The sequence below is a fragment of the Corallococcus sp. CA053C genome (assembly GCF_003611675.1).
GTDB lineage: Bacteria > Myxococcota > Myxococcia > Myxococcales > Myxococcaceae > Corallococcus.
Genome location: NZ_RAWA01000022.1, coordinates 1 through 23,701, shown reverse-complemented (window position 1 = coordinate 23,701; position 23,701 = coordinate 1). Strand labels below are relative to the sequence as shown.

The 23,701-nt window shown below is 69.7% G+C and carries 15 protein-coding genes and 1 pseudogene; 12 read left to right on the top strand and 4 right to left on the bottom strand.

Annotated features, from left to right (window positions below; genetic code table 11):
- The first annotated feature begins 26 nt into the window (after positions 1–26).
- Both D7V97_RS04955 and D7V97_RS04950 read left to right on the top strand, forming a co-directional pair.
- Positions 27–5,489 carry a non-ribosomal peptide synthetase/MFS transporter gene (locus D7V97_RS04955; protein WP_120609428.1) on the top strand — a complete coding sequence of 1,821 codons (5,463 nt, stop codon included), beginning with the start codon at positions 27–29 and terminating at the stop codon, positions 5,487–5,489.
- Positions 5,490–5,517: 28 nt separating this feature from the next.
- Positions 5,518–6,192, top strand: a complete 675-nt coding sequence (locus D7V97_RS04950) for a DUF6875 domain-containing protein (protein WP_120609427.1) — start codon at positions 5,518–5,520, stop codon at positions 6,190–6,192.
- Positions 6,193–6,211: 19 nt separating this feature from the next.
- On the opposite strand, the gene D7V97_RS04945 is transcribed toward D7V97_RS04950, so the two are convergent.
- Together D7V97_RS04945 and D7V97_RS04940 are read right to left on the bottom strand one after the other, a co-directional pair.
- Entirely contained in the window at positions 6,212–6,556 is a 345-nt protein-coding gene (locus D7V97_RS04945) for a DUF2019 domain-containing protein (protein ID WP_199728710.1), read from the bottom strand.
- A gap of 5 nt (positions 6,557–6,561) precedes the next feature.
- Positions 6,562–7,848, bottom strand: a complete 1,287-nt coding sequence (locus D7V97_RS04940) for a hypothetical protein (protein WP_120609425.1) — start codon at positions 7,846–7,848, stop codon at positions 6,562–6,564.
- Positions 7,849–8,536: 688 nt separating this feature from the next.
- Here D7V97_RS04940 and D7V97_RS04930 point away from each other — a divergent pair.
- Positions 8,537–8,986 carry a hypothetical protein gene (locus D7V97_RS04930; RefSeq protein ID WP_233582516.1) on the top strand — a complete coding sequence of 150 codons (450 nt, stop codon included), beginning with the start codon at positions 8,537–8,539 and terminating at the stop codon, positions 8,984–8,986.
- 29 nt (positions 8,987–9,015) lie between these two features.
- On the opposite strand, the gene D7V97_RS04925 is transcribed toward D7V97_RS04930, so the two are convergent.
- Complete coding sequence (locus D7V97_RS04925; protein WP_120609441.1) at positions 9,016–9,888, bottom strand: alpha/beta fold hydrolase; 873 nt, start codon at positions 9,886–9,888, stop codon at positions 9,016–9,018.
- Between the two features lie 110 nt (positions 9,889–9,998).
- Here D7V97_RS04925 and D7V97_RS04920 point away from each other — a divergent pair, with 110 nt between their 5' ends.
- The 5 genes from D7V97_RS04920 (at position 9,999) to D7V97_RS04900 (ending at position 15,557) form a co-directional block, all read left to right on the top strand.
- Complete coding sequence (locus D7V97_RS04920) at positions 9,999–10,352, top strand: hypothetical protein (RefSeq protein ID WP_120609423.1); 354 nt, start codon at positions 9,999–10,001, stop codon at positions 10,350–10,352.
- On the top strand, positions 10,349–10,636 hold the full coding sequence (locus D7V97_RS04915; protein WP_120609422.1) for a hypothetical protein: 288 nt from the start codon (positions 10,349–10,351) through the stop codon (positions 10,634–10,636). Before D7V97_RS04920 ends, D7V97_RS04915 begins: the two co-directional genes overlap by 4 nt.
- A gap of 342 nt (positions 10,637–10,978) precedes the next feature.
- Positions 10,979–13,147, top strand: a complete 2,169-nt coding sequence (locus tag D7V97_RS04910; protein ID WP_120609421.1) for a methyl-accepting chemotaxis protein — start codon at positions 10,979–10,981, stop codon at positions 13,145–13,147.
- Between the two features lie 329 nt (positions 13,148–13,476).
- The gene (locus tag D7V97_RS04905; RefSeq protein ID WP_158623274.1) at positions 13,477–14,805 is read left to right on the top strand and encodes an ice-binding family protein; all 1,329 of its coding nucleotides are present in this window, start codon (positions 13,477–13,479) and stop codon (positions 14,803–14,805) included.
- 113 nt (positions 14,806–14,918) lie between these two features.
- The gene (locus D7V97_RS04900) at positions 14,919–15,557 is read left to right on the top strand and encodes a hemolysin III family protein (protein WP_120609419.1); all 639 of its coding nucleotides are present in this window, start codon (positions 14,919–14,921) and stop codon (positions 15,555–15,557) included.
- Positions 15,558–15,812: 255 nt separating this feature from the next.
- On the opposite strand, the gene D7V97_RS44520 is transcribed toward D7V97_RS04900, so the two are convergent.
- Entirely contained in the window at positions 15,813–17,009 is a 1,197-nt protein-coding gene (locus D7V97_RS44520) for an OmpP1/FadL family transporter (protein WP_158623273.1), read from the bottom strand.
- A 417-nt stretch (positions 17,010–17,426) separates the two neighbouring features.
- On the opposite strand from D7V97_RS44520, the gene D7V97_RS44515 reads away from it, so the two are divergent.
- From D7V97_RS44515 to D7V97_RS04875, 4 genes and pseudogenes are all read left to right on the top strand, one after another.
- Positions 17,427–21,158, top strand: coding sequence for a hypothetical protein (locus D7V97_RS44515; protein WP_158623272.1), 3,732 nt, complete (start codon positions 17,427–17,429; stop codon positions 21,156–21,158).
- 107 nt (positions 21,159–21,265) lie between these two features.
- Complete coding sequence (locus D7V97_RS04890) at positions 21,266–22,513, top strand: FAD-dependent oxidoreductase (RefSeq protein ID WP_120609418.1); 1,248 nt, start codon at positions 21,266–21,268, stop codon at positions 22,511–22,513.
- 387 nt (positions 22,514–22,900) lie between these two features.
- Complete coding sequence (locus D7V97_RS04880; RefSeq protein ID WP_120609416.1) at positions 22,901–23,476, top strand: RNA polymerase sigma factor; 576 nt, start codon at positions 22,901–22,903, stop codon at positions 23,474–23,476.
- 3 nt (positions 23,477–23,479) lie between these two features.
- Positions 23,480–23,701: pseudogene (locus D7V97_RS04875) on the top strand (hypothetical protein); the annotation flags it as partial.

Here is a 23,701-nt window from a genome sequence, read left to right as displayed (position 1 = left end):
CGTCTTCCCCCAGAAGAGCCATCCCGATGAGCGACCCGAACCCGAGTGTGGAGGCCCGTAGGGCCTTGCTGGAGAAGCGCCTGCAGAAGGCCCGCGCGAAGGGAGGCGGTGCCCCCGCCATCCCCCGCCGACCGACGAACGAGGAGCCCCCCGTCTCCTCCGTGCAGCGGCGCCTGTGGTTCCTGGGCCAGTGGGAGGCGGACAGCCCCGCGTACAACATCCCGCTCGCCCTGCGCCTCACCGGGACGCTGCACGTCGATGCGCTGGAGGCCGCGCTCCAGGAGATCGCGCGCCGGCACGAGGTGCTGCGCACCACCTACGCCACCCGAGATGACGCCCCCGCGCTGGTGACGCACCCCGCGTCCCGGGTGACGCTCACGCGCCACGCGCTGGACGCATCGGGCCGCGAGCAGGTCCGGGCCGCCTTCGATGCCCAGGCCCGCCGTCCCTTCGCGCTGGAGCACGACCTTCCCCTGCGCGCGGACTTGTGGCGCGTCACCGACACCGAGCACGTCCTGCTGCTCACGCTGCACCACATCGCCGCGGACGGCTGGTCCATGGGCGTGTTGATGAAGGAGCTGGGCGCGCTCTACGCGGCGTTCGTGGCGGGCCAGCCCTCGCCGCTGCCGGAGCCCGTGCTCCAGTACGCGGACTTCGCGCACTGGCAGAACGCGCGCATGTCCGGTGAAGGCCTCGCGTCCCACCTGGAGGCGTACCGCGCGCGGCTCCAGGGAGCCCCCGCGCTGCTGGAGCTGCCCACGGACCGTCCCCGTCCGACGGTGCGCACGTCGAACGGCGCCATCGAGCCCTTCGACCTGACGCCCGCGGTGTCCCAGGCGGTGCGGGCCCTGGCGCAGCGCGAGCGCGTCACCCCGTTCGTGGTGCTGCTCTCCGGGTTGAGCGCCCTCTACCACCGCTACACCGGCCAGGAGGACCTCGTGCTGGGCACGACCGTGGCCGGCCGTGACGCCTCCGAGCTGGAGGCCCTGGTGGGCTGCTTCGTCAACACCCTGGCCCTGCGCACGCGGCCCGTGAGCACGAGCAGCACGCGCGAGCTGCTCCAGCGCGTGCGCGAGGAGTTCCTCGCCGTCGCGGATCATCAGGCGCTGCCGTTCGAGAAGCTGGTGGAGGCCACGGTCTCCGAGCGCAACCTGGCCCACGGGCCGATCTTCCAGGTGATGCTCTCCGTCAACAACATCCCGCGGAGCGCACTGACGATCGCGGACCTCGCGGTGGAGGATTTGCCGCTCGACACGCGCACGTCCAAGTTCGACTTGAGCTGGTCCGTGGATGACGTGGGCGAGAGCCTCACCGGCTCCGTCACGTACAACTCCGACCTCTTCGAGCGCGACACCATCGTGCGCATGGTGGGCCACCTGCGCGAGGTGCTCGCGGGCATGGCGGCCCGGCCGGAAGCGCCGCTGGCCACGCTCCCGCTGATGCCCCGGGACGAGTCCACGCGCATCGTCCAGGAGTGGAACGCGACGCGCACGGAGTACCCGCCCGCGCTGGACGTGGTGCAGCGCTTCGAGTCCCACGCGGACCGCACGCCGGACGCTCCGGCCGTGGCCTTCGAGGGCCGCCGCTACACCTACCGCGAGCTGGACGAGCGCACCTCCCGCCTGGCGCACCACCTGCGAAGCCTGGGTGCGGGGCCGGAGGTCCGCGTCGGGCTCTACCTGGAGCGCTCGCTGGACACCGTGGTGGGCGTGCTGGGCATTCTCAAATCAGGCGCGGCCTACGTGCCCATTGATCCGTCGTATCCGGCGGACCGCGTGCGCTTCATGTTGGAGGACGCGGGGGCCTTCCTCGTCGTCACCGAGGCGCACCTCGCGGATCCGCTCCAGGGCTCGCCGTCGCTGCGCCCCGTGTGCCTGGATCGCGACGCGGAAGTGCTCGCGCGCCACCCGGCCACGCGGCCCGAGCGGATCCATGGCCTGGAGCACCTGATGTACGTGCTCTTCACCTCCGGCTCCACGGGCAAGCCCAAGGGCGTGGCCGTGGAGCACCGCACCTACGGAAACTACCTGGAGGGCATCCTGCGCAGGCTGGACGCGCCCCCGGCCAGCCACTTCGCCATCGTCTCCACCTTCGCGGCGGACCTGGGCACCACCATGGTCTACGGCGCGTTGACCACGGGCGGCTGCCTGCACGTCCTCTCGCACGACCGCGCGGCGGACCCCACGGCCTTCGCGGACTACCTGCGGAAGAACCCCATCGACGTGCTGAAGCTGGTCCCCAGCCACTTCGAGACGCTGCGCTCGCTCTGCGCGCTCCCGGACCTCCTCCCCCGCGCGAGGCTCGTCTTCGCCGGCGAGGCCTGCCCCTGGGACACGGTCGCCGCCATCCGGGCCGTCGCCCCGGACCTCGTCATCCAGAACCACTACGGCCCCACCGAGACGTCGGTGGCGACGCTGACGTATGTGCCACCCAAGGCCCTGCCCCAGCACCGGGGACCGTCCCTGCCCCTGGGCCGACCGCTGGGCAACACGCGCGTGTACGTGCTGGACGCGCGAGGCCAACCGGTCCCCATCGGCGTCGCGGGCGAGCTGCACGTCGGTGGCGCGGGCGTCACCCGGGGCTACCTGGGACGCCCAGCCCTCACCGCCGAGCGCTTCATCCCGGATCCCTTCAGCGACACGCCGGGAGGCCGCCTTTACCGCACGGGCGACCTGGCGCGCCTCGCGGCGGACGGCACGGTGACGTTCCTGGGCCGCATCGACCACCAGGTGAAGATCCGCGGCTACCGCATCGAGACCGGCGAGATTGAAGCGCTGATCCAATCCCACGCCGGGGTGCGCGACGCGGTGGTGCTGCTGCGCGAGGACACGCCGGGTGACAAGCGGCTCGTCGCGTACCTGGTGCTCGCGGAAGGCGAAGCGACAACGCCAGACACGGTCATCGCGGGAGTGCGCGCGGGCTTGAGGGCCGCGCTGCCGGACTACATGGTGCCGGGCGCCTTCGTGGTCATCCCCACGTTGCCGCTCAACCCCAACGGCAAGCTGGATCGCTTCGCCCTGCCCGCGCCGAGCGCCGAGCGCGCGACCTCCTCCGAACCCCGTGTGGCCCCGCGCAACGACCTGGAGGCCAGCATCGCGGCCGTGTGGGCGAGCGTGCTCGGCGTCACGGAGGTCGGCATCGACGAGAACTTCTTCGAGCTGGGCGGCGAGTCCTTCAAGGCAGTGCGCGCGGTGCGAGGCATTGGCCGTGACGTGAGCGTGATGGACCTGTTCCGCTTCCCCACCGTGCGCAAGCTCGCGGAGCACCTGTCGCGCGGCAGCACGGAGAAACAGGGCCTGCTCCACCGGCTGACCCGGGCGGACGCGAAGGCGGACGGCGTCACCTGGGTGTGCGTGCCCTTCGGCGGCGGCAGCGCCATCTCCTACCTCAACCTCGCGGAGCAGATGCCGGCGGGAGACGCGCTCTACGCGGTGGAGCTGCCCGGGCACGACTACGCCCGCCGCGACGACGCGCTCCAGAAGTTCGACGTCGTCGCGCGAATGGTGGCGGAGGAGGCCGTCCAGCGCGTGAAGGGCCCCATCCTGCTCTACGGCCACTGCCTGGGCGCGGCGATGGCCGTGGCGGTGGCGCGACACCTGGAGGAGAAGGGCGCGCCGCTCCTGGGCATCATGGTGGGCGGCTCGTTCCCCATGCCCCGGCTGCCGGGCGCGTTGTTCGACATCATCAGCAAGGTGCTGCCCACGGACGGGCTGGTGTCCACGCGTTCCATCGTGGACGGCCTGCTGGTGACGGGCGGCGCCTCCGGCAACGAGGACCCGGTGGAGCTGGAGTTCCTCGCGCGCAACATGCGGCACGACGGCCGCGAGGCGGAGGACTTCTACACCCGCGCCTACCGGGGCGAGACGGGCCCACCGCTGCGCACGCCGCTGGTCTGCGTGGTGGGCGAGCGCGACCGCGCCACGGAGTTCTACCGGGAGGAGTTCCTCGAGTGGGGCCGCTTCAGCCAGTCCATCTCGCTGGAGGTCATCCCCCACGCCGGCCACTTCTTCCAGAAGCACCAGGCGAAGGAGCTGTCCTCCCTGGGCCACCGGCAGGCGCTGCGTTGGAAGCAGGGCGCCGCCGGTGAAGCGCCCCCGGTGACAGAGCGAACCGCCGCTCCGGAGGCCCCACCCGCGCGGACCGTCGCTCCCAGCCTGAGCACGTTCCTCACCGTGACGGTGGGCCAGCTCGTGTCAATGATTGGCACCGGCCTGTCCACGTTCGCGTTGGGTGTCTGGGCGTATCAGCAGACCGGCGCGGTGTCTGGCTTCGCGCTGATGTCCACGCTGGGCCTGTTGCCGGGCATCCTGGTGCTGCCCATCGCGGGCGCGCTCGCGGACCGCTGGGACCGGCGGAAGATCATGATCGCCTGCGACGCGCTGACCATGAGCGTGGCCGCGATCGCCGCCATGTTGTCGTGGTCGGGTTCGCTCCAGATGGGGCACCTGTACGTGCTGTCCGTGGTGAGCGCGATGACGGGTGCCTTCCGGCAGCCGGCGTACACGGCGGCCGTGGCCCAGCTCGCGCCCAAGCGCTACATCGGTCACGCGAACGGGCTCGCGCAGCTGGGCGGCGCGACGGGCGTGATGCTGTCGCAGATGCTGGGCGGGGCGCTGATGCTGGCGCTGGGGCTGCACCGCATCCTGCTGTTGGACGTGGTGACGTTCGGCATCGCGCTGGCGACGCTGCTCGCGGTGCGCTTCCCCTCCGCGCTGTTCCGCAAGCAGGAGGAGCCCTTCCTCCAGGAAGTGACGCAGGGCTGGCGCTACCTCCAGAAGCGCAAGGGGCTGCTGGCGCTGGCCGTGTTCTTCGCGCTGGGCAACTGCCTGGCGAGCGTCGCCAACGTGCTGGTGACGCCGCTGGTGCTGTCGTTCTCCACGGCGGCGGAGCTGGGCTCGGTGATGGCGATGAATGGCGTTGGCATGCTCCTGGGCAGCCTCGCGATGAGCCTCTGGGGCGGCACGCGGCGGCGCATGGACGGCATGATTGGCTTCATCGCGCTGTTCGGCGTCTCCGCGGTGGGCATGGGTTTGCGGCCGGCGCTCGGCTTCCCGATGGCGGGAATGCTGGGCATCGGCGTGTGCACGGCCTTCATCAACGCGCACTGGCTGTCATTGGTGCAGGTGAAGGTCGGGCTGGAGTTGCAGGGCCGGGTGCTGGCGGCGAACCAGATGCTGGCGCGCTCGCTGATGCCGCTGGGCGCGCTGCTCGCGGGACGGCTGGTGGACCGAGTCTTCACGCCGCTGCTCGCGGACGCGGGCGTGGCCACGAGCCTCGCGCCGGTGCTGGGCGAGGGGCCGGGGCGGGGCATCGCGCTCCTGGTGGTGCTGACGGGCGTGCTGTCCCTGGTACTCACCGTCCTGGGCTTCCTCTACGCGCCCCTGCGGCGGGTGGAGGACGCGCTCCCGGACGCCATTCCCGATCCCGTCATCCTGGACAAGGACGCGTTGCAACAGCAGGCCGACCTCCAGCTGTCGAAGGCCGCCTAGGCGCCGCCCTGCTTCGAGGACTCTCTCCATGCGCGTACATCCTGAAGACCCCTCTTCCTGGCTGTTCGACCTGTCCGACCTCACCGGCGCCGACGACGCGGCGCCCGGCACCGATCTGCACGTGGCCCGTCAGGCCGTGCACTGGGCAAGGACCTATCTCTCCGCGCCGCACCCGGAGCTGGGGCGGCCGGGGCTGGTATGCCCCTTCGTCCCCCGCTCCCTGGACACGTCGCTGTTCTTCCCCACCGTCCGCCGGGGCGCGGACCTGACGCCCGCGGACATCGAGGCGGCGGTGCTCCGGTACCGCGAGTGGTTCCTGAGGCTGGAGCCCCGGGAGGGTCGGGATGCCCAGTACAAATCCATCCTCATCCTCTTCCCGGACCTGCGCCCGGAGGACTACGCGCGCCTCATCGACGCGCCGCAGGATCGGCTCAAGCCCGTCTTCGTCGCGGAGGGATTGATGGTGGGCCAGTTCCACGGCCTGCCCCCCGCGAACCCCGGCCTGTGGAACCCGGACTTCCGGCCGCTGAAGAGCCCCGTGCCCATGCTGGTCATCCGGCACATGGTGCCCAGCGACCTGCCCTTCCTCACCGACGCGAGGCCCCTGGTGGAGTCCTACCTGTCGCGCTTCGGAGAAAAGCTGTCGGTGAAACAACAGGAGCTGATCACCCGGCTGCACCCGGGCCTGCTCGAACAACGCTGACGGCGGGCACGGCTGCCTTTCATTCTGGATCCAGGGCCCAGGTGCCGTCCGCCCAGCGCTTCAGGGCTTCCTGGGCCTCGAAGGGGATGAGCCCCTTTCCCTTCGCAGCCTCTTCAAGCACCGCCTTGGCCTCCTTCGTCTTGTAGCGAAGGAGGACCGCGGCAGCCGTTGTCCGGACATCCATTCTTGGATGACTCAGGAGCGTGGCGAGAGCATCGCGCCCGGCGTCCCCATGGGCGCGGAGCTTCTTGAGCGCAGCGATATACCGGTCCGCGTGCTTGTTGCCGGTCTTGGCGTCCCCCCGCCATATCGCCTCCGTCTGAGCCTCCACGTTCTGAGCGAACGCTTCAACAAGCTTCTCCATTTTCGTCACCAAATCCCATTCCTCGCATTTTCGATTGCCCACAGACCGAACTCGCGCTGAGCGGCATAGGGCTGCGTACCAAGCCATTGGCGCACAGTGAGCTGATAAGAGCCGGTGACCTGGAGCTTCTTCGCCGAGTATGCCGCGCTGATACGTGCATGAAGCTCCTTGTCGAGCGGAATGACGTTCTCGGTGTTGTGGATCGCCCTCGGTCCGAAGCGCGCCACATTGCCGTCGGTCTGCTCCACGATGTGATGCCACTCCTTGCCCTCTCCCGCCGGTCCCATCGCCCGTCTGAAGGACTTGTAGGACGAATAGGCCTTGGCTCCGCTCGATGTCGAAGCCTCCAGCGAGCCGTCACCCTGCGCGGCTTCCGAGCTCGCCGCATCATCCACCCGCTGGAGGATGATGGCTGCGCCCGGCCCACTGCTCAATATCGCCGCCGCCTGGCCCACCGGCACCGCGACGCTTTGCACCACCAGCACGCCCTCGGAGGACAGTGACAGCAGTGGCACCGTGGCCTCCGTGCTCGCCAGCGCCCTGGTCAGCGTGCGCGTCGTGGCGGACGCCGTGCCCCAGAGCGCGATGACGTTCGTCGTCAGCCGGGCCGTCTCGCGGATCTGCTCGCCTCGCGTCATCTGCTGGAAGCGCCCCCAATACTCGGGGGACGACCCGATGAGGGCCACCACGCCCGCCGGAAGGTTGCGCAGCCCCGCGAGGCTGTCCGTCGGACGGGAGAGGACCTGCCCCAGCGCGTGGTACAGCTCCGTGAAAGCATCCTCCGCGCCGTCCAGGGAACGATTGATGACATCCGCGTCGTCGTACACCTCGGCCAGGGGCGGCCCATCCACCGACCGGAGTTGCGCATCCGCATGGCGGAAGACACCGCTCCGTCCGCTGTAGAACCGGCCCAACTCGAAGCGGGATGCGCGAAACGCCCCATTCTTCCACTCCACGGGCGCCACCTTCTGCTGCGTCGTCCCATCGAGCGCCCACGCGAGGTACCCGTCCGGCCGCAGCACCGCCACCTGCTCCCGCGCGAACCGTGCCACCCGTCGCACCAATTCCTCGCGGGAGACTTCGCCGTGTTCCAGCACCTCTCGCAGCAGGAAGCCCGCCGCCATGCGAGGTGGGAAGGTGCCCAGCGTCACCGGCTTTTCCATCAGCCGCTCCAGCACCTCGCTCGCGTCCTCGGGCGTGAAGGGATTGCGGCGAACGGGCAATGCGTCCAGGTCCTCCAGTCCCGCACGCACCAGCAACTCCTCGAAGGTGTCCTCCTTCGAGAGGTCCAACTCCTCGGAATGCGCAACTTCCGCCCTACCGCGGTGTTGCCTGTCGCTTGAAACACCTGACGAGGAGGTCGCGCGCTGCCGGAGCGTTCGCGAGCCGCCGCCACGTCCTCCAGTCGTCTCAACCCCGGCGCAGCCCGCGATGAGGAGCGCCAGGCACACCACCACGACACTCTCGCGAGTCATCTACCCATCAAAGCATCTTCTCCCTTCGGAGGGCGGAAGACCCCAGGGGCGCGCTCCCGGGACAGGAACCCTGGCCATTGGCGTCCTCTGCATCCCCCACCTGTCCGCCCGCCCCCTGGGCTCCTCCTGATGTTCCTCCCGTGGGAACACCATGGACCCTGACGTTGCACCTGTTTGTCTCCTCAGGGGCCCTGCCTTCTCCTCGCGCCTGTCCCATCACATGCACGCGGAGTGCACCACGCCCAGGTACATCTTGGGGGTGTGTATGTCTTTGAAGTGGGCGGCGGGGGGCCTGGGTCTGCTGGAGCTGTACTCGCCCTACGGCGGGCCGGATGCCGTGTGGCCCAGGCTGGTGCTGTACTTCGACCGGCCCTGCCCTCCCTGATTGCAGGGCATGCCGCCAGCCGAGCACGGACTGTCCATTGTCCCCGGGACGGAGAGGCATGCAGCGGATCCGTCTCCACCTTCTGGCTGTGCACTGTCAGCCCGGACGTGGAGCCGTTGCGTGAAGGTAGACCTGTTCCAGCTCTTCGCGGTGTCGGCCGTGGTGATGGGCATGGCCCAGACCCTCACGCGAGAGCGCATCTTCGCCGGGCTGCGCGAGCGGCTGGGCGGAAAGGACACCTGGTGGGGCTACCTGGTGTCCTGCCCGTACTGCGCGTCGCACTACTTCGCGTTCGTGCTCGTCCCGCTCACGGGGACCTACGCCATCGACGTGAAGGTGGGCGGCTGGGTGGGCGGCGTGCTGCGCTGGTTCCTGTCGTCCCTGCTGATCACCGTCATCGCGGCCTTCTTCCGGGTCGTCTTCTGGTTCGTGGACGAGACCCAGGGCCTGGTGCGCCGGCGTCAGCGGACCGAAGAGGAGGAGACCGCCACCAGGCGCCTGATGCGCAAGAAGGTGGAGCAGACCCTGCCTCCCCCGCAGCGCAGCGAGCCTCCTGCGTCCCCGCACTGAGGCGAGGGTCGGGAGGCATGCGCCGCGTGCTACCGCTCGCCCGCCTGTGCGGCGGTGGCCGCCTGCCCTGAGGCCTCCGCGCTGTCGAGGTGCTCTCGCAGGAGCGCGTTGACCTGCTCCGCGAAGCGCAACGTGACGCCATGAGAGGCATTGGGAAGCTCCACGTAGCGGGCGCCCGGAATGCCAGCCGCCAGCGCCTGCCCGGCCGACGGCGGCGCGATGGGATCATGCGTGGCGCTCACGACCAGGGTGGGCACGCCCGCGAGCTCCCGGAGGTAGGGGGTCGAGTCCGCGCGCCGCATGGCCCCGAACTGTTTCATCGCCACCGGGGGCTGCTCCGCGAGGTCATGGCCAAACAGCTCCGCGAGCTGCTCCGCCAGCGCATCCCGGTCCGCGTGGGCCAGCTCGTCGGGCGCCAGCACCATCCGCAGGAAGGCATGGCGCCGCATGCGCCGCGTGCCCAGCTGCGTCCGGAGCCCCAGCGCGAGCATGCGCGGCGTGAGCCGGGTCGGCACCGCGCCCGACGCGAACGTGCACAACAGCGCGAGGCTTCGCACCCGCTCCCGCGCCTTGTGCGCGAGCGCCAGCGCCACGAGCCCTCCCAGCGAGTGCCCCATCACATGCGCGCTCGACCAGCCCTGCGCGTCCATCAGCGCGAGCACGTCATCGGCCATCAGCTCCACCGTCAGCGCTCCACCGAGCGGCTGACTGGAACCAAAGCCCCGGTTGTCGAGGCAGAGGCAGCGGAAGTGGGACGCCAATCCCTCCACCTGGGGACGCCACCCCGCCGCGCCAATGCCCACCCCGTGGATCATCACCACCGGAGGACCGTCTCCCTCCACGAACCAGCTCAGCGTGCAGCCCCGGTGCGGTGTGCTCTGGCGGAGGTACGAGAGGGTCAAGGGAGGCTCCTGGAGCCAGCGCGTGGGATGACGCATCCGGCGAAGCGCCACGCTACTCCACGAGCCGCCCCCCTGGCGGACTGAACACGGATTGGGCGAGGCTCCACGCCATGTCCATCCATTCCTTGCAACGTTCGAGACTCCTCAGCGCGGCGCTCTTCAGCGCGGGGCTCGCGCTCGGCTGGCCCTTGTTCGCGGGCGCGAAGCTCCAGGGCAATGTGTGTGATCCGCTGATCGACAAGGCCGAGTTCTTCCGCATCCAGCTCCTCTCCGCCACCGCGGATGGCGTGTCCCTCATCCCGGAGGGAGGCGTGGGCCCGGAGTCGGCCATCTACAGCGTGAGCGCCGTGCGCCCCGAGGCCGGGACGACCGGCGAGGCCCTGCGGGCCACGCTCTTCGAGTCGAAGCCGATCCGCGGCACCGGGGAGCTCTACCGGGAGCTCGTCCTCCAGAGGCAGCCATGAAGAAGCTCGGCATCGTCCTCGCGGGCCTGCTGACGAGCGGCCTCGGCTCCGCCTTCCTCACGGCCTGCTGCCCGGATCGCCCGCCCCGCCAGACCTTCACGCTCCCCGCCGGTGTCTACGTCATGCGGGACAACGCCAGCACGCCCGAGGGTGACACGGGGTATCGCCTCACCTTCTCCGAGGACGGCCGTAGCGTCGTCGAGGAGTTCCAGCGCGAGGGCAAGACCTACCGGCAGGAGTACCGGGTGACGAGCCAGGGAGAGAGCGACATCTCCCCTCCCTGACGTCACGCAGCGTCCGCTCGGAGCGGATCCGAGCGGAGTCGCGCCTCGCCGTCATCCACGAGCAGGCGAGCAACTCCACCGGGAACGCCCTCCGTGGCAACCCAACCCAGGGAGTCCCCCTCCCCGGGCGGCGTCACAGCATGAAGCTGACACCGTATCCATGTTTTACGTGCTATCGCTGGATGTATTCAGGTCCAGCGCTGACGTGGCTCCAGGTAGGGCAGCGGGCATGCGCTTCCTCCTCGGGCCCGGAGCGGCGTGAGACGTGCCAGCAGGCAGAGCGGAGAGGCATCGCGGACCCATTTTACAGGGGACCCCGATACGCCCGAACATCTGTGTCACATGGGTTTCTCCCGACTCTTCGCTCCCGACCCCTCCTGCAGAACCCTCCGCGGCAGGCAGTCCCCCCGGGCCCGTGTCCCGGGCCTCGCGTCCCTGGGCGCCGCGCTGCTCCTCGTGCTGGTGTTCGCACCCGCCGCGCACGCGCAGACGGATCCGGCGACCGTGCCCGCGCTCGAGGGCTGGGGCTTCCGCTGGGGCGACTCGCCGGTGGGCCCCGACGGGGTGCCCACGTGGGCGAAGGAGGCGGAAGCCACGGAGGGCTGGCAGGAGGTGGCCGCGCTCAGGGAGCCGCCGGGCCGCGGCGACAACACGCTGCTCTGGCTGCGGATCCCCGTGCCCGCGGGCACGTGGCTCGAACCCGCGCTCTTCTTCGGCAATGTCGCCAACGTCTTCGAGGCGTACGCCGACGGTCGGCGAATCTACGGCAGTGGGAAGCTGGACCCCACCGGTCGTGAGACGATGACGAACCTGGCCTGGCACCTGGTGCCCCTGCCACCCTCGATCGTGGGCCGGCACGTGCTGCTGCGCATCCAGGCCCATGGTCCCACCATCGGCGTGCAGCGCGACGCGCGGGTGGGCTCGCGCCATGCGTTGCTCGCGCAGGCGGCGCGCACGGGCCTTGCGCCCTTCGTCATGGGGATCCTGCTGCTCGCCATTGGCGTGGTGTCCCTGGGGGCCGCCATCCTGCGCCGCCAGCGGCGGCTGCTCGTCGCGCTGGGCTTCTTCTCCGTGGGCGCGGGCCTGATGAACATCGGTGCGAGCTGCCTGGCCAATGCGCTCTGGAACGCGGGGGCCGCGGGCGCCATCTTCACGATGCTGGGCTCGTATTGCGTCCTGCCCAGCCTCGCGTGGTTCATCTCCGATACCACCCCTGAAGGAACGCTGCGCTGGTTCCGCCGGGGCGCGGCGGTGGTCACCGTTCCGGCCGTCATCCAGGCCGTGGTGCTGTTCGTGGACCTGGCAACGGTCTGGAGCCTGCTCCCCGCCTTCATCCTCTATTCGCTGCCCGGACTGCTGGTGTGCGTGGGCGTCGCGGCCTGGCTGGCGTGGAAGGGCGACCGGGATGCCCGCATCTTCGTCGCCGGGCTCGGCCTGCTCTCCTTCACCCTCGTCCTCACCACGCTCCCCGCGCTTGGCCTCATGGAGGTGAGCGAGAGCCAGGTGCACTGGGGCTTCCTCGCGCTCACGCTGTCGCTCGTGGGCATCGTGGCGCGCCGCTCGTCCCTCGTCGTGCGCTCGCTGGCGGAGCACGCCCAGCAACTGGATGCGCGTCGCAAGGAGGTGCACAACCTGGCGGAGAGCATGGGCAGTGGCGCCGGGGAGCTGGCCGCCGTCGTGCAGCAGCTTCGCACCACCAGCGAGGAGCAGACCCTGGGCATCAGCCGCCAGGCGTCGGCGCTCCAGGAGCTGGAGCAGACCGTGCAGGAGATCCGCCAGGGCTCCCACATCACGGCGGACAAGGCCCGGCTGCTCGCGGCCTCGGCGGAGCGCGCCGAACAGGTGGGGCGCGAAGGTGGCGAGGCCATCGATCGCACGCTGACGGACCTCGCGGCCATCCGCACCGAGGTGTCCGAGATGGCCGCCCGCATCCTCGCGCTCGATGAGCGCACGCGCGAGGTGTCCGGCATCGTCAACGACGTGAAGACGCTGGCGGATCAGTCCAACATGCTGGCCATCAACGCCGCCATCGAAGCGGTGCGCAACGGCGACAGCGGCAAGGGCTTTGGCGTGGTGGCGCGAGAGATGCGCAGCCTGGCGGACCAGTCCATCCGGGCCACCCAGCGCATCCGCGACGTGCTCGACGGCGTGAGCGCGAGCATGCGCGAGGCCGCGAAGATGAGCGAACAGGGCGAAGCGCGCGTCCAGGTCAGCCTGAACGCGGTGCGCAACTCCGGCTCGCAGCTCCAGAAGCTCGCGAGCATCATCGGCGACACCAGCGGCAGCGTGCGGCAGATCACCGAGGCCGTGGCCCAGCAGGACACGGGCACCCATCAGATCGCCCAGGCCATCCAGGAGCTGTCCGGCCAGATGCGCAGCACGCTGAAGGTCGTCGAGGAGACGCAGACCGTCACCCGCTCCGTCCAGACGCTGGCGGAGAGCATGTCGGGCGTCGCCAGCCAGGCGCTGAAGTCCGGCACGCTCGACGACCAGAAGCCCCGGGCCGCGTAGTCAGACGTGACCTGCCCGCCAGGGATTGGCAACGGATGACAATTCGTTGTCAATCTCTTGCGGGGCCCTTGCCGTAAGTGATGACAGGCCTATATTGCTCGTCGACTCCTCCCTGACGAGCCTCGCTCGGGGTAACGGAGTCCTCCTTACGCACCGCCCTGGACTTGAAGCGTCCTGCTTCGTCCGCGGTCACCCCCAGAGCCCCCCAAATGCAATCCCTTATCGCAGGTCCCCGCCACCCGTCCGTCCGCGGGGGTCTCGCAGCGCGCCTTGGCGTCCTGCTGCTGGCCCTCGTCGTCACCGCCTGTGGCGCCGAGACAGATGAACCCGTGACGACGACGCCGCCGGAGCTCACGTCGACGTCTCCCATGGACGGACAGCCCGACGTGCCGCTCAACGCGACGCTGTCCGTGGCCTTCGACATGGCGATGGAGCCCTTCAGTGAGGCAACCTTCACGCTGAAGCAGGGGGACACGCGGGTTCCCGGCACGGTGGCGCTCAGCGCCGACGGCACGAGCGCGACCTTCTCTCCCTCCAGCGGCCTGGCCGCGAGCACCGTCTTCACCGCCACCATCACCTCCAGCGCGAAGTCCACGGCAGGCGCCAGCTTCGCGGCGGCCCGCTCCTGGACCTTCACGACGGGCGTGGCGGCGGACACCAGCCCTCCCAGGGTCGGTGAGACCACGCCTTCGGCGGACACCACCGACATGGCCGTCAACCGGAAGGTCTCCGTGACCTTCACCAAGGCGATGGATCCGCTCTCCCTCACCTCCGCCTCCTTCACCGTGCGGCAGGGCACCACGCAGGTGCCGGGCAGCGTGACGTACGGACCGGGCACCACCGCGACGTTCACTCCTGAAGCGGCGCTGGCCTCCAACACCCTCTTCACGGCCTCGCTCGGCTCCAGCATCAAGGACCTGAACGGCAACCTGCTGGCGGAGCCCTTCACCTGGAGCTTCCAGACGGGCGCCACGGCCGCGAAGGGCCCCATGCCGGTGTCGCTGGGCACGGCGGGCAACTTCGCCATCCTGGCCAAGAGCGGCGTCTCCTCGGTCCCTGCTTCGACGGTGACGGGGGACATGGGCGTCAGCCCCGCCGCCGCCAGCTACCTCACCGGCTTCTCGCTGGTCGCGGATGCCACGAATGTCTTCGCGACCTCCACCCAGCTTGTCGGCAAGGCGTACGCCGCCAACTCCGCGGTGCCGACGCCGTCCAACCTGACCACGGCGGTCAGCAACATGGAGGGCGCCTACAACAACGCGGCGGGCCGCCCGACGCCCAACTTCCTCAACCTGGGCTCCGGCAACATCGGCGGGAAGACGCTCGTCCCGGGGCTCTACAAGTGGACCAGCACGGTGACCGTGCCCACGGATGTGACGCTCTCCGGCGGCCCGAACGACGTGTGGATCTTCCAGACGACGGGAGACCTGACGGTGAGCGCCGCCAGGCGCGTCACCCTGGCGGGCGGTGCGCTGGCGAAGAACGTCTTCTGGCAGGTCGCCGGCCGGACGACGGTGGGGGCCAGCGCGCACTTCGCGGGAGTCCTCCTCTGCAAGACGGACGTCACCTTGCAGACAGGCGCGACCCTGAATGGTCGCATCCTGTCGCAGACGAACGTGGCCCTGCAGCAGGCCACCGTGACGCAGCCCGCGAGGTAGTACCTTCGCTTCGCTGAAGTCCGGGGGACAGGCGCACACCGCCTGTCCCCTTCTTGCGTCAGGCAGGTCCGTTCGGTGACGGAGCCGTGACCTGACAGGGGTACGAGCAGGACATGGATGAAGAGGTGAAGCCCAGGCTTCGAGGCATCTCGCACATGCTCGCGTTCGTGGCGGCGCTGGCCGCGTGCGTGCGGCTGGCCCAGGCCCCCGTCCAGGGCGACCAGTACGTGGCCAACCTGGTGTTCTGCGGCAGCATGATTTTGCTGTTCGGCGTGAGCGGCATCTACAACGGACTGACCTGGGGACCGGCCGCCTACAAGCGCCTCCAGCGGTTGGACCATGCGTCCATCTACATGCTCATCGCGGGCAGCTTCACGCCCATGGCCACGTTGGACACGACGGGCGGATGGGGCCGGCAGCTGCTCTGGGTGATGTGGAGCGCGGCCCTCACGGGCGCGACGCTCACGCTGCTGGGCGTCTCCACGTCACGGGGGCTCCGCTCCGCGCTCTACGTCGCGCTGGGGCTCGTGGCCGCGCCGGTGATGCTGCGGCTGCCGGGCATCATTGGCGCGGGCCGGGTCGCGTGGCTCGTCTCCGGAGGCGTCCTCTACGCCGTGGGGGCCGTGGTGTACGCGCGCAGGTGGCCGGATCCGCTGCCCACCGTCTTCGGCTACCACGAGGTGTTCCACCTGATGGTCATCGCCGCGGCGGGCGTGCACTTCGCCGTCCTGCTGGACCTGCTGCGCCCCTGAGCACGGTGCCCAGGGACGCGGAGCCTGGGCTACTTCTTCTTCTCTTCCTTCTTCTTCTTCTTCTCCTGCTTCTCCTTCGTCGACAGCTTCGGCTTGTTGTCCTTCTTCGCCTTCTCTTGACCCTTGGGCACGGTGGTTCTCCTGGAGTGGAACTGCGGAAGGCCCCCACCCTAACGCGCTCCGCGGCGTCGCGCAGCAGGCGTGGGTCCCGGCTCCGTCCGGGAGCCGGGACCCGCACCGCACGGCTTCAGGCGCTCAGACCTTGTAGCCGAGCGTGAACGACAGCACGTGCAGCGAGCCCGTGTACGTGCCGGGCGCGGAGGGCGCGGTGCTGCGCTTCTCCGTGAACAGCAGGAGCTGGTAGCCGCCGGACAGCGACAGGTGGCCGAAGCCGTAGGTCAGGCCCAGCGCGCCCTGGATGCGGTTGGAGTCCGGCAGCTCCGGCGTCAGCGTCTCGTCGGGGACCGGCGTCGGGTCATAGCCGGCACCCGCGCGCACCGTCAGGGCGGGCGTGACGGCGTACTCCCCGCCCAGGCTGAACTGCCAGCGGTTGTGCCAGTTCTTCGGCTGGCTGGTGCTGAAGGCCGTGTTCTCGAAGTCGAGGTCCAGCTTCTGCAGCCGCGACCAGTTCCACCACGTCGCATCCACGGCGAGCAGCAGCCGCGGCGTCGGCGTGTAGGACAGGCCCAGCCCGACGGACTGGGGCATCGGCATGCTCACCGTGACGCCCTGCTTCGCGAAGGCGGCCTGCAGGGGTTCGGGGACGTCGGTGAACTCCGCGTCGCCCTTGAAGCCCAGCGTGGTGGCGCTGCGGTACGTCAGGCCCGCGGAGAGCCGGTCCTTCACGAGGTCCGCCTGCACGCCGGCGTTGAACCCCAGGGCGACGTCCGTGCCGGTGATGGTGGCGCCCGCCTCGGCCTCCGCGGAGAGGGGGATGCTCTGGCGGATCTTCAGCATGCCGTAGAGGACATCCAGGCCCGCGCCGACGCGCAGCCACTCCGTGGGGGCGTACGCCAGCGTGGGGTTGATGTTGAAGGTGGCCATCTGCGAGTACGTCGCGACGAACCGGCCGGAGAAGGTCTCCGGCCACTCGAGCGCGGCGCCGTAGGGCGAGTAGACGCCCACGCCCGCCGTGAAGCCCTTCATGAAGGGGTAGGCGACGAACAGGTGCGGCGGCGGCGAGACGCCGAACTTGGTGGCCTCCGCGGTGGTGGAGCCCTGGGCCGTGAGGTTCGCCACCGGGACGACGGCGGCACCGCCCACGAGCAGCTCGAACGTGTCCAGACCCGCCAGGCCCGCGGGGTTGAACGCGACGGACGATGCGTCATGGACATGCGCCGTCATGGCGCTGGTCATTCCGGTGGCACGAGCGGTGTGGGTGTTGTTGGCAAAGCCCGCGGCCTGGCTCGCGCCAGCAGTGAGCAGCGTCGCAACGGTGACCAGCTTCTTCATGTGCGGATCCTTTTGTCCCGGGAGCACGTCCGGTCGGTGGATGGCACGGGAGTCCGATGACAAAGGACCGTGCGCGGGCCCGAGACAGCAAGAGCCTAGAACGGCGATGCACCGCGCGAAAAAGGGTCGGGACAGACCTGGATGGAGCGCACACGCCCCTCCTGATTCCATCCGCACGCCATCATTCCTTGCGTGAAAGGAATCAGAGACATACCAACCTGACCCAACATTCACGTTATCATGTTTTTCCCTGTTGATGTTTACCATTGGCCCCATTCGTTGCATGGTGTCTCGCGGGCGTGGGTGATGACTCACGCCTGAGTCGCTGGGGGGTGCGGCATGGGATGGACCTGGGGCGCCCGCCTGGCGGTGCATCACAACCGGAAGGCGGCACACGTGAAACCCAACAAGAGAACCGTGGCAGGGGCCTCCCTGCTGATGGCCCTGTGGCTGGGCGGCTGCAATGGCGAACAGGACGCGGCCCCGGCACCGACGACGCCCGGCTCCCCGGCCCAGCAGTCCCAGGCCGTCACGCCGCAGTCGCCGCTGGTGCGCGGCTACATCGCGGCCCGGGTGGGGGATGATCAGCGGATGGCCCGCCATGACGTGTACCTGCCGGGCGTGAAGGTCTACCTCCGCGACTCCACCACCGGCGCCACCACCGAGCCCCGTGAGACGGACCTGAGCGGGCGCTTCACCCTGGCCGCCGCCGCGCAGACCCGCTTCGAGGTGTGTTGGAGCGCGCCGGGCTTCGTCTCCGGCTGTGACACGAAGAACGCCTTCAGCGTCACCGCCCGGTTGAAGAACGTGGGCACGGTGCTCATCCCCATCGCCGCAACGGAGACCACGGCCAGCGTCTGGGGCAAGGTGTCGCTGGCGGACGGCTCCAAGCCGCGCAAGCTGTCGCCCCTCGACAGCGTCAACGCCTTTGCCCGCCTGGAGCTGCTGAACAGCGCTGGCGGCATCGTGTACCAGACGCAGATCAACAACTTCGGTGAGTACCTCCTGCCGCAGGTGGCGGAGGCGGCGTCCGTCACGCTGCGCGCCCGGTTCGAGCAGGCCGAGGTCACCCAGCCCATCCTCCCCGACGCCAACCTGGCCGGCATTCCCTGGCATCAGGTGGACCTGCGCTTCAGCAACTCCCCACCGCGGGTGAAGCCCCTGGTCGCCACCGATGCGAACGGCCGCTGGACGAAGTCCGTGGCGCCGGGCGCCGTGGTGAAGCTCTCCGCGAGCGCGAACGACCGGGACGGCCATCCCCTCCAGTACCTGTGGAGCCTGGACGCGGGCGCGGGCACGCTCAGCGCCACGTCCGGCGCGCAGGTGCAGTGGACGCTGCCCGCCGTGCGCGGCCTCTTCACCGCGCGCGTGCTGGTGTACGACGGCCACGGCGGCTACGACGAGCAGTCGCTGTCGCTGCGCACCGACGGGGCCTTCGTCCTCTACTCCGGCTTCGTCACCGACCTGGCCGGCACCGCGCTGTCCACCGTGCAGGTGGAGATCATCACCAGCGCGGGCACCACGACCACGACGACCAACGCCTCCGGTTTCTTCCGGGTCTTCGCGCGGGACGCGGACCGCTATGTCTTCAACCTGCGCAAGACGGGCTACGGCCCGGTGTCGCAGATCTACGACCGCGGCATCACCGGCGGCCGGTGGAAGATGCAGCGCGCCACCGTGACGGTGGTCAACCCCACCCTGGCCATCGACCTCACGCACCAGCGGAGCAGCTCGGAGTGTCCGGGCCGGCCCAGCGAGCAGCTGGACTGGACGGGCAAGTACGCCGCCGCACGCATCCCCCAGTGGCAGGACGGCCAGGGCAACGTCATCCCTGCGCCGCTGGAGCAGGTCTCCCTGCCGCTGCCGTCCCCGGAACGTCCCAAGCCCACCTGTGGCCCGGGCATCCGCGTGCAGATCCCCGCCAACGGCCTGGTGGACTCGCTGGGCCGCGCGCCCACGGGCAACGTCGACATCGCCCTCACCACCATCGACCTGAAGTCCGCGCAGATGCCGGGTGACTTCACCACCCGCGCGCTCAGCGGGCAGACGCTGGTGGCGCAGAGCTACGGCGCCGGCACGGTGTCCATCACCAGCGGCAACACGAAGTACAACCTCAAGCCCGGCGTCACGGCCACGGTGACGGTGGCGGTGGACCCCACGCAGCTGGCGACGGGCGCGGCGCTGCCGTCCACCATCCCCTTCCTCTACTTCGACGAGACGGCGGGCGTCTGGAACGAGGAGCTGAAGGCCACGCTCAACGCCGCGGGCACCGCGTACGTGGTGCAGGCGCCGCACTTCTCCAGCTTCAACATGGACCTGCTGAAGAGCAATCAGGCGTGCGTGCGCATTGACAGCACCGCGCTGGCGGATGCGCAGTACTCGCTGGAGATCGCCATCCCGATGCCGGCCGGCGCGGCGCCCGTCTACCGCACCGTCATCATCGACAACGCGTCGGCGAAGATCCACGCCCTCTACAACCTGCCCACGAACACCAACCTCGTCCTGGTGCCCATCCGCCAGGCGGGCAACGTCCCCATTGGCACGTTCGTGGTCAACACCGGCGGGGCGCAGAACCCCACCACGCCCAACGCGCCCGCCTTCCCCTACGCGGCGTGCTCCACGGAGGTGGTGTTCGAGGACCGCGTCATCCCGCCGCCCTCCATCGACTTCCTGCATGGCCTGGACTCGTTCGCGGCCATCGACCTGGACGAGCTGGACGTGTCGGACCCGGCGGACCTGCTGCTCAAGAACAGCCTCGAGCAGGCGTCGCAGAACTACTACGACCAGGCGGATCCGCGCACCAAGCGGCTCACCCTGGCCCAGTTCAAGAGCTACAACGGCTTCCCCACCGGAGAGGTCCGCGCCGTCTACGCCAACCACGTGGACCTGGGCTTCGGGCGCGACATGCACTGCACCAAGCGCCTGGACTTCTTCGGCCAGGACGAGGTGGCCTGCTACGTCTCCAACTACGGCAACATCGACACCGCCGACTCCGCGGACGTCGAGGAGGCGCGCCTGGCCGGCACGCCGGTGGCCACGGTGGCCATGGAGTTCTCACCCGTCGAGTCGCAGGTCGGCAACCCCGACGAGTTCGACGACGCCCAGCGGGTGGTGAAGTTCTACGTCTACGACGCGGCGGGCACGCGCGTGGGCAAGGCCAACCTGGACAACCTGGGCACGCGGCCCATCCCCCAGCTGTGCATGGTGTGTCACAACGGCGCGTATCCCGACGGTGACGTCCCGGCGCCCGGCTTCCCGGCGTTCCCGGACCGCGAGTCGGTGAAGCTCGGTTCGAGGTTCCTCCCGTTCGACCTGCAGTCGTACGAGTTCTCCACGGTGGCGGGCTTCACCAAGGCGGACATGCAGGACGAGATGAAGTCGCTCAACCTCAACTACGTGGTGCCCACCGCCCCGGGCGCGGCCACCACGGAGCTCATCAACGGCTGGTACCTGGGCGGAGCGCTGACGCAGAACGAGGCCTACGTGGTGCCGCTCTGGAACAACGTGCCGGCGGAGCCCCTGAGGGCGCAGACCTACAAGGACCTGGTGGGGCGCAGCTGCCGCACGTGCCACATCTCGCAGCTGGATCCGGACCTGGCGTTCAACGCGTCCACGCAGTTCATCAACCGGATGGGCAGCATCGAGGCGCGGGTGTGCGTGCAGCACGTCATGCCCCACTCGAAGAAGACGCACGACCTGTTCTGGGACAGCGTAGGGCCGCACCAGCCCGGGCTGCTCCAGATCTTCGGGGACACCTATGGCGCCAGCTCCGGGTGGAACGGGCAGTTGTGCGGGACGTACGTGAGCGGAGGCACCACGCCCGTGACGACCTACACGTCCATCATCCAGCCCATCTGGAATACCAATTGCACCATCTGTCATACGGGCGGTACGCCCCCGGCGGGCCTCAGCCTGGCCGCTGGCGTGTCCTACGTGCAGTTGTTCAACGGGAATGCCACGCAGAGCACGTTGGATCGCATCGAGCCGTTCAGCGTGAACAACAGCTACGTGTGGCACAAGCTCAACAACACGCACCTGGGAGCCCCGGCGAACGGATCGGGCAGTCAGATGCCGCTGGGCGGTGGGACGCTGCCAGGGGCGAACCTGACCAGCATCTCGAGCTGGATCAACGGTGGCGCGTTGCCGTGATGTCTTGAAGCATGCGAGGCGGGCCCCGGAGTGCCAGGGGCCCGCCGTCCGCGTGACGGCTCGTCTACGATGCCCGCGCCCGGCGGCGTCCGGGCGGGGGGAACACCATGGCCGACGAGACGCACACCACGCAGTGCTGCATCGCGGGCGGAGGCCCCGCGGGGATGATGCTGGGCCTGCTGCTCGCTCGGGCCGGCGTGGACGTCACCGTGCTGGAGAAGCACGCGGACTTCCTGCGCGACTTCCGTGGCGACACCATCCACCCCTCCACGCTGGAGCTGATGCACGAACTCGGATGGCTGGAGGAGCTGCTCGCCCTGCCCCACCAGAAGGCCCCGACGCTGCGATTCCAGAGCGGCTCCCACGACGTCGTCGTCGGCGACTTCACGCACCTGCCCACCCACGCGCGCTACATCGCGTTCATGCCGCAGTGGGACCTGCTCGACTTCCTCGCGCGCAAGGCCTCCGCGTACCCCGGCTTCCACCTGCGCCGCTGCGCGGAGGTCACGGACCTGCTGCGCGAACAGGGCCAGGTGGTCGGCCTCCAGGCCCGCACTCCCAACGGCACGCTGGAGGTGCGCGCACCGCTGGTGGTGGCGGCGGACGGCCGCACGTCCACGGTGCGTCAGCGCTCCGGCCTCGAAGTGGAGGAGCTGGGCGCCCCCATGGACGTGCTCTGGTTCCGCGTGTCGCGCAAGCCCTCGGATCCGGAGGGGCCCATGGGCCGCTTCGAAGGCGGGCAGATCTTCATCCTCATCAACCGGGGCGACCAATGGCAGTGCGGCCGCGTCATCCCCAAGGGAGCCTTCGAGCCCCTGCGCCAGCGCGGCCTCCCCTCCTTCCGGGACGACTTCGCGCGGCTGGCGCCCTTCCTCGCGGACCGCACCACCGAACTCTCAACGTGGGACGACGTGAAGCTGCTCACCGTGCGCGTGGACCGGCTGCACACCTGGTACCAGCCCGGACTGCTTTGCATTGGCGACGCGGCCCACGCGATGTCGCCCGTGGGCGGCGTGGGCATCAACCTCGCGGTGCAGGACGCCGTGGCCGCCGCGAACCTGCTCGCCGCCCCGCTGCTCCAGGGACGCGTCACCCCCGAACACCTGCGCCAGGTCCAGCAGCGCCGGGAGTGGCCCACGCGCCTCACCCAGCGGGCCCAGGTCCTCATCCAGGACCGCGTGCTGGGCCCCGCGCTGCGCGCCTCCTCGACCCGCGACGGCCGCCTGCCCCTGCCCCTGTGGCTCATGCAGCACGTGCCCGCGCTGCGCCGCATTCCCGCGCGCCTCATCGGCCTGGGCGTCCGGCCCGAACATGTGCGGACAGCCGCCGCCCCAGCCCTTCCCGCCTCGCGCTGAGACATGGCGGGCAGCCAGCCCTCCAACCTCCCAAAAGGTTCGCAGGAAGGTCCTGACGGACGCGCCCAAGGGCTGCGAGCTGTTCAAGAAGAAGGAGGACGGCGGCTTCTACGGCTGGCCCTTCGCCTGCTTCGGCGCGAACGAGGATCCGCGCCTCGCGGGCCAGCGGCCGGCCCGTGGGCATCACGCTGCTGCTCGACAAGTGCCCTGCTGGTCGCGGACGACACGAGCAATACCCTGGTGGAAGATGTCAGCGAAGCCCCGACCTTGAAGCCAGGCGGCGCCTGGAAGGGCCACCCAGGTGATGAATCCTCCCACCCGGTCCGCCGTGCGAGGAAGAATCCTGACCTGTGGCCGATTCGCTCACGGGGAGGTCTTCTGGGCAGGGTGGGTGAAACAGACGCGGTCACGGACCAGGTACGGCGTGCGACGCAAGGGGAGTCGGCTGCCTTCAGCGAGCTGTACAGGCGCACGCGGCCCCTGGTGGCCCGGCTGGTCGCGGGTTTCGGCACATTGGATGCCGATGAGGTGGAGGACGTGCTCCAGGAGTCCTACGTCCGGGCCTTTCGAGGGCTCCCCCGGCTGAAGGAAGCCGGTGCCTTCACCCCGTGGCTGCTGACCATCGCGCGCAACCGGGCGCGGACGCGGCTGGAGCGCCGCAACGCCTTGCAGCGGATGGAAGAGGACCTGGCGGATCCAGAGCCGGAGACGGTGCCGCCCCTGCCCTCGGCGCTCCAGGTGGAGCGCGACATCGCGGTGGTGCGGCAGCTCATCGCCGAGCTGCCTGAAGGCGAGGAGAAGAAGACCGTGCAGCTTTTCTACATCGAGGGACAGCTCACGGCGCGGGAGATCGCCGAGCAGCTCGGCGTGGGCAAGAGCACGGTCACCATGCGGTTGGAACGGTTTCGTGGGCGCATCAAGCGGGAGCTCCTCCAGCGGGTGCTCGCCGGACGGTGGGAATGATCTATGAAACACCTGGACGCCGCCGTGATGCGCGACCTCGCGGACCGCGAGCCTGAAGCCGTCGCCTGGTTCCGTCAGCACCTGGCCTCGCCCTGCGAAGCCTGTGAGACCTTCCTCGCCACGCACTCGGATCCGCTCGACGGACGGGCGGATGCCCTCCTGCTCCAGCTCGCCCCGGCGGAAGCCTCGGCCGAAGAGGACACCGCCCCCGTCATCCCCCTGCGC

Bases quoted from the DNA above. Each gene is read 5' to 3' on its own strand.
- D7V97_RS04955 (WP_120609428.1), top strand. From the start codon at position 27: ATGAGCGACCCGAACCCGAGTGTGGAGGCCCGTAGGGCCTTGCTGGAG.
- D7V97_RS04950 (WP_120609427.1), top strand. From the start codon at position 5,518: ATGCGCGTACATCCTGAAGACCCCTCTTCCTGGCTGTTCGACCTGTCC.
- D7V97_RS04945 (WP_199728710.1), bottom strand. From the start codon at position 6,556: ATGGAGAAGCTTGTTGAAGCGTTCGCTCAGAACGTGGAGGCTCAGACG.
- D7V97_RS04920 (WP_120609423.1), top strand. From the start codon at position 9,999: ATGTCCATCCATTCCTTGCAACGTTCGAGACTCCTCAGCGCGGCGCTC.
- D7V97_RS04915 (WP_120609422.1), top strand. From the start codon at position 10,349: ATGAAGAAGCTCGGCATCGTCCTCGCGGGCCTGCTGACGAGCGGCCTC.
- D7V97_RS04910 (WP_120609421.1), top strand. From the start codon at position 10,979: ATGGGTTTCTCCCGACTCTTCGCTCCCGACCCCTCCTGCAGAACCCTC.
- D7V97_RS04900 (WP_120609419.1), top strand. From the start codon at position 14,919: ATGGATGAAGAGGTGAAGCCCAGGCTTCGAGGCATCTCGCACATGCTC.
- D7V97_RS44520 (WP_158623273.1), bottom strand. From the start codon at position 17,009: ATGAAGAAGCTGGTCACCGTTGCGACGCTGCTCACTGCTGGCGCGAGC.
- D7V97_RS04890 (WP_120609418.1), top strand. From the start codon at position 21,266: ATGGCCGACGAGACGCACACCACGCAGTGCTGCATCGCGGGCGGAGGC.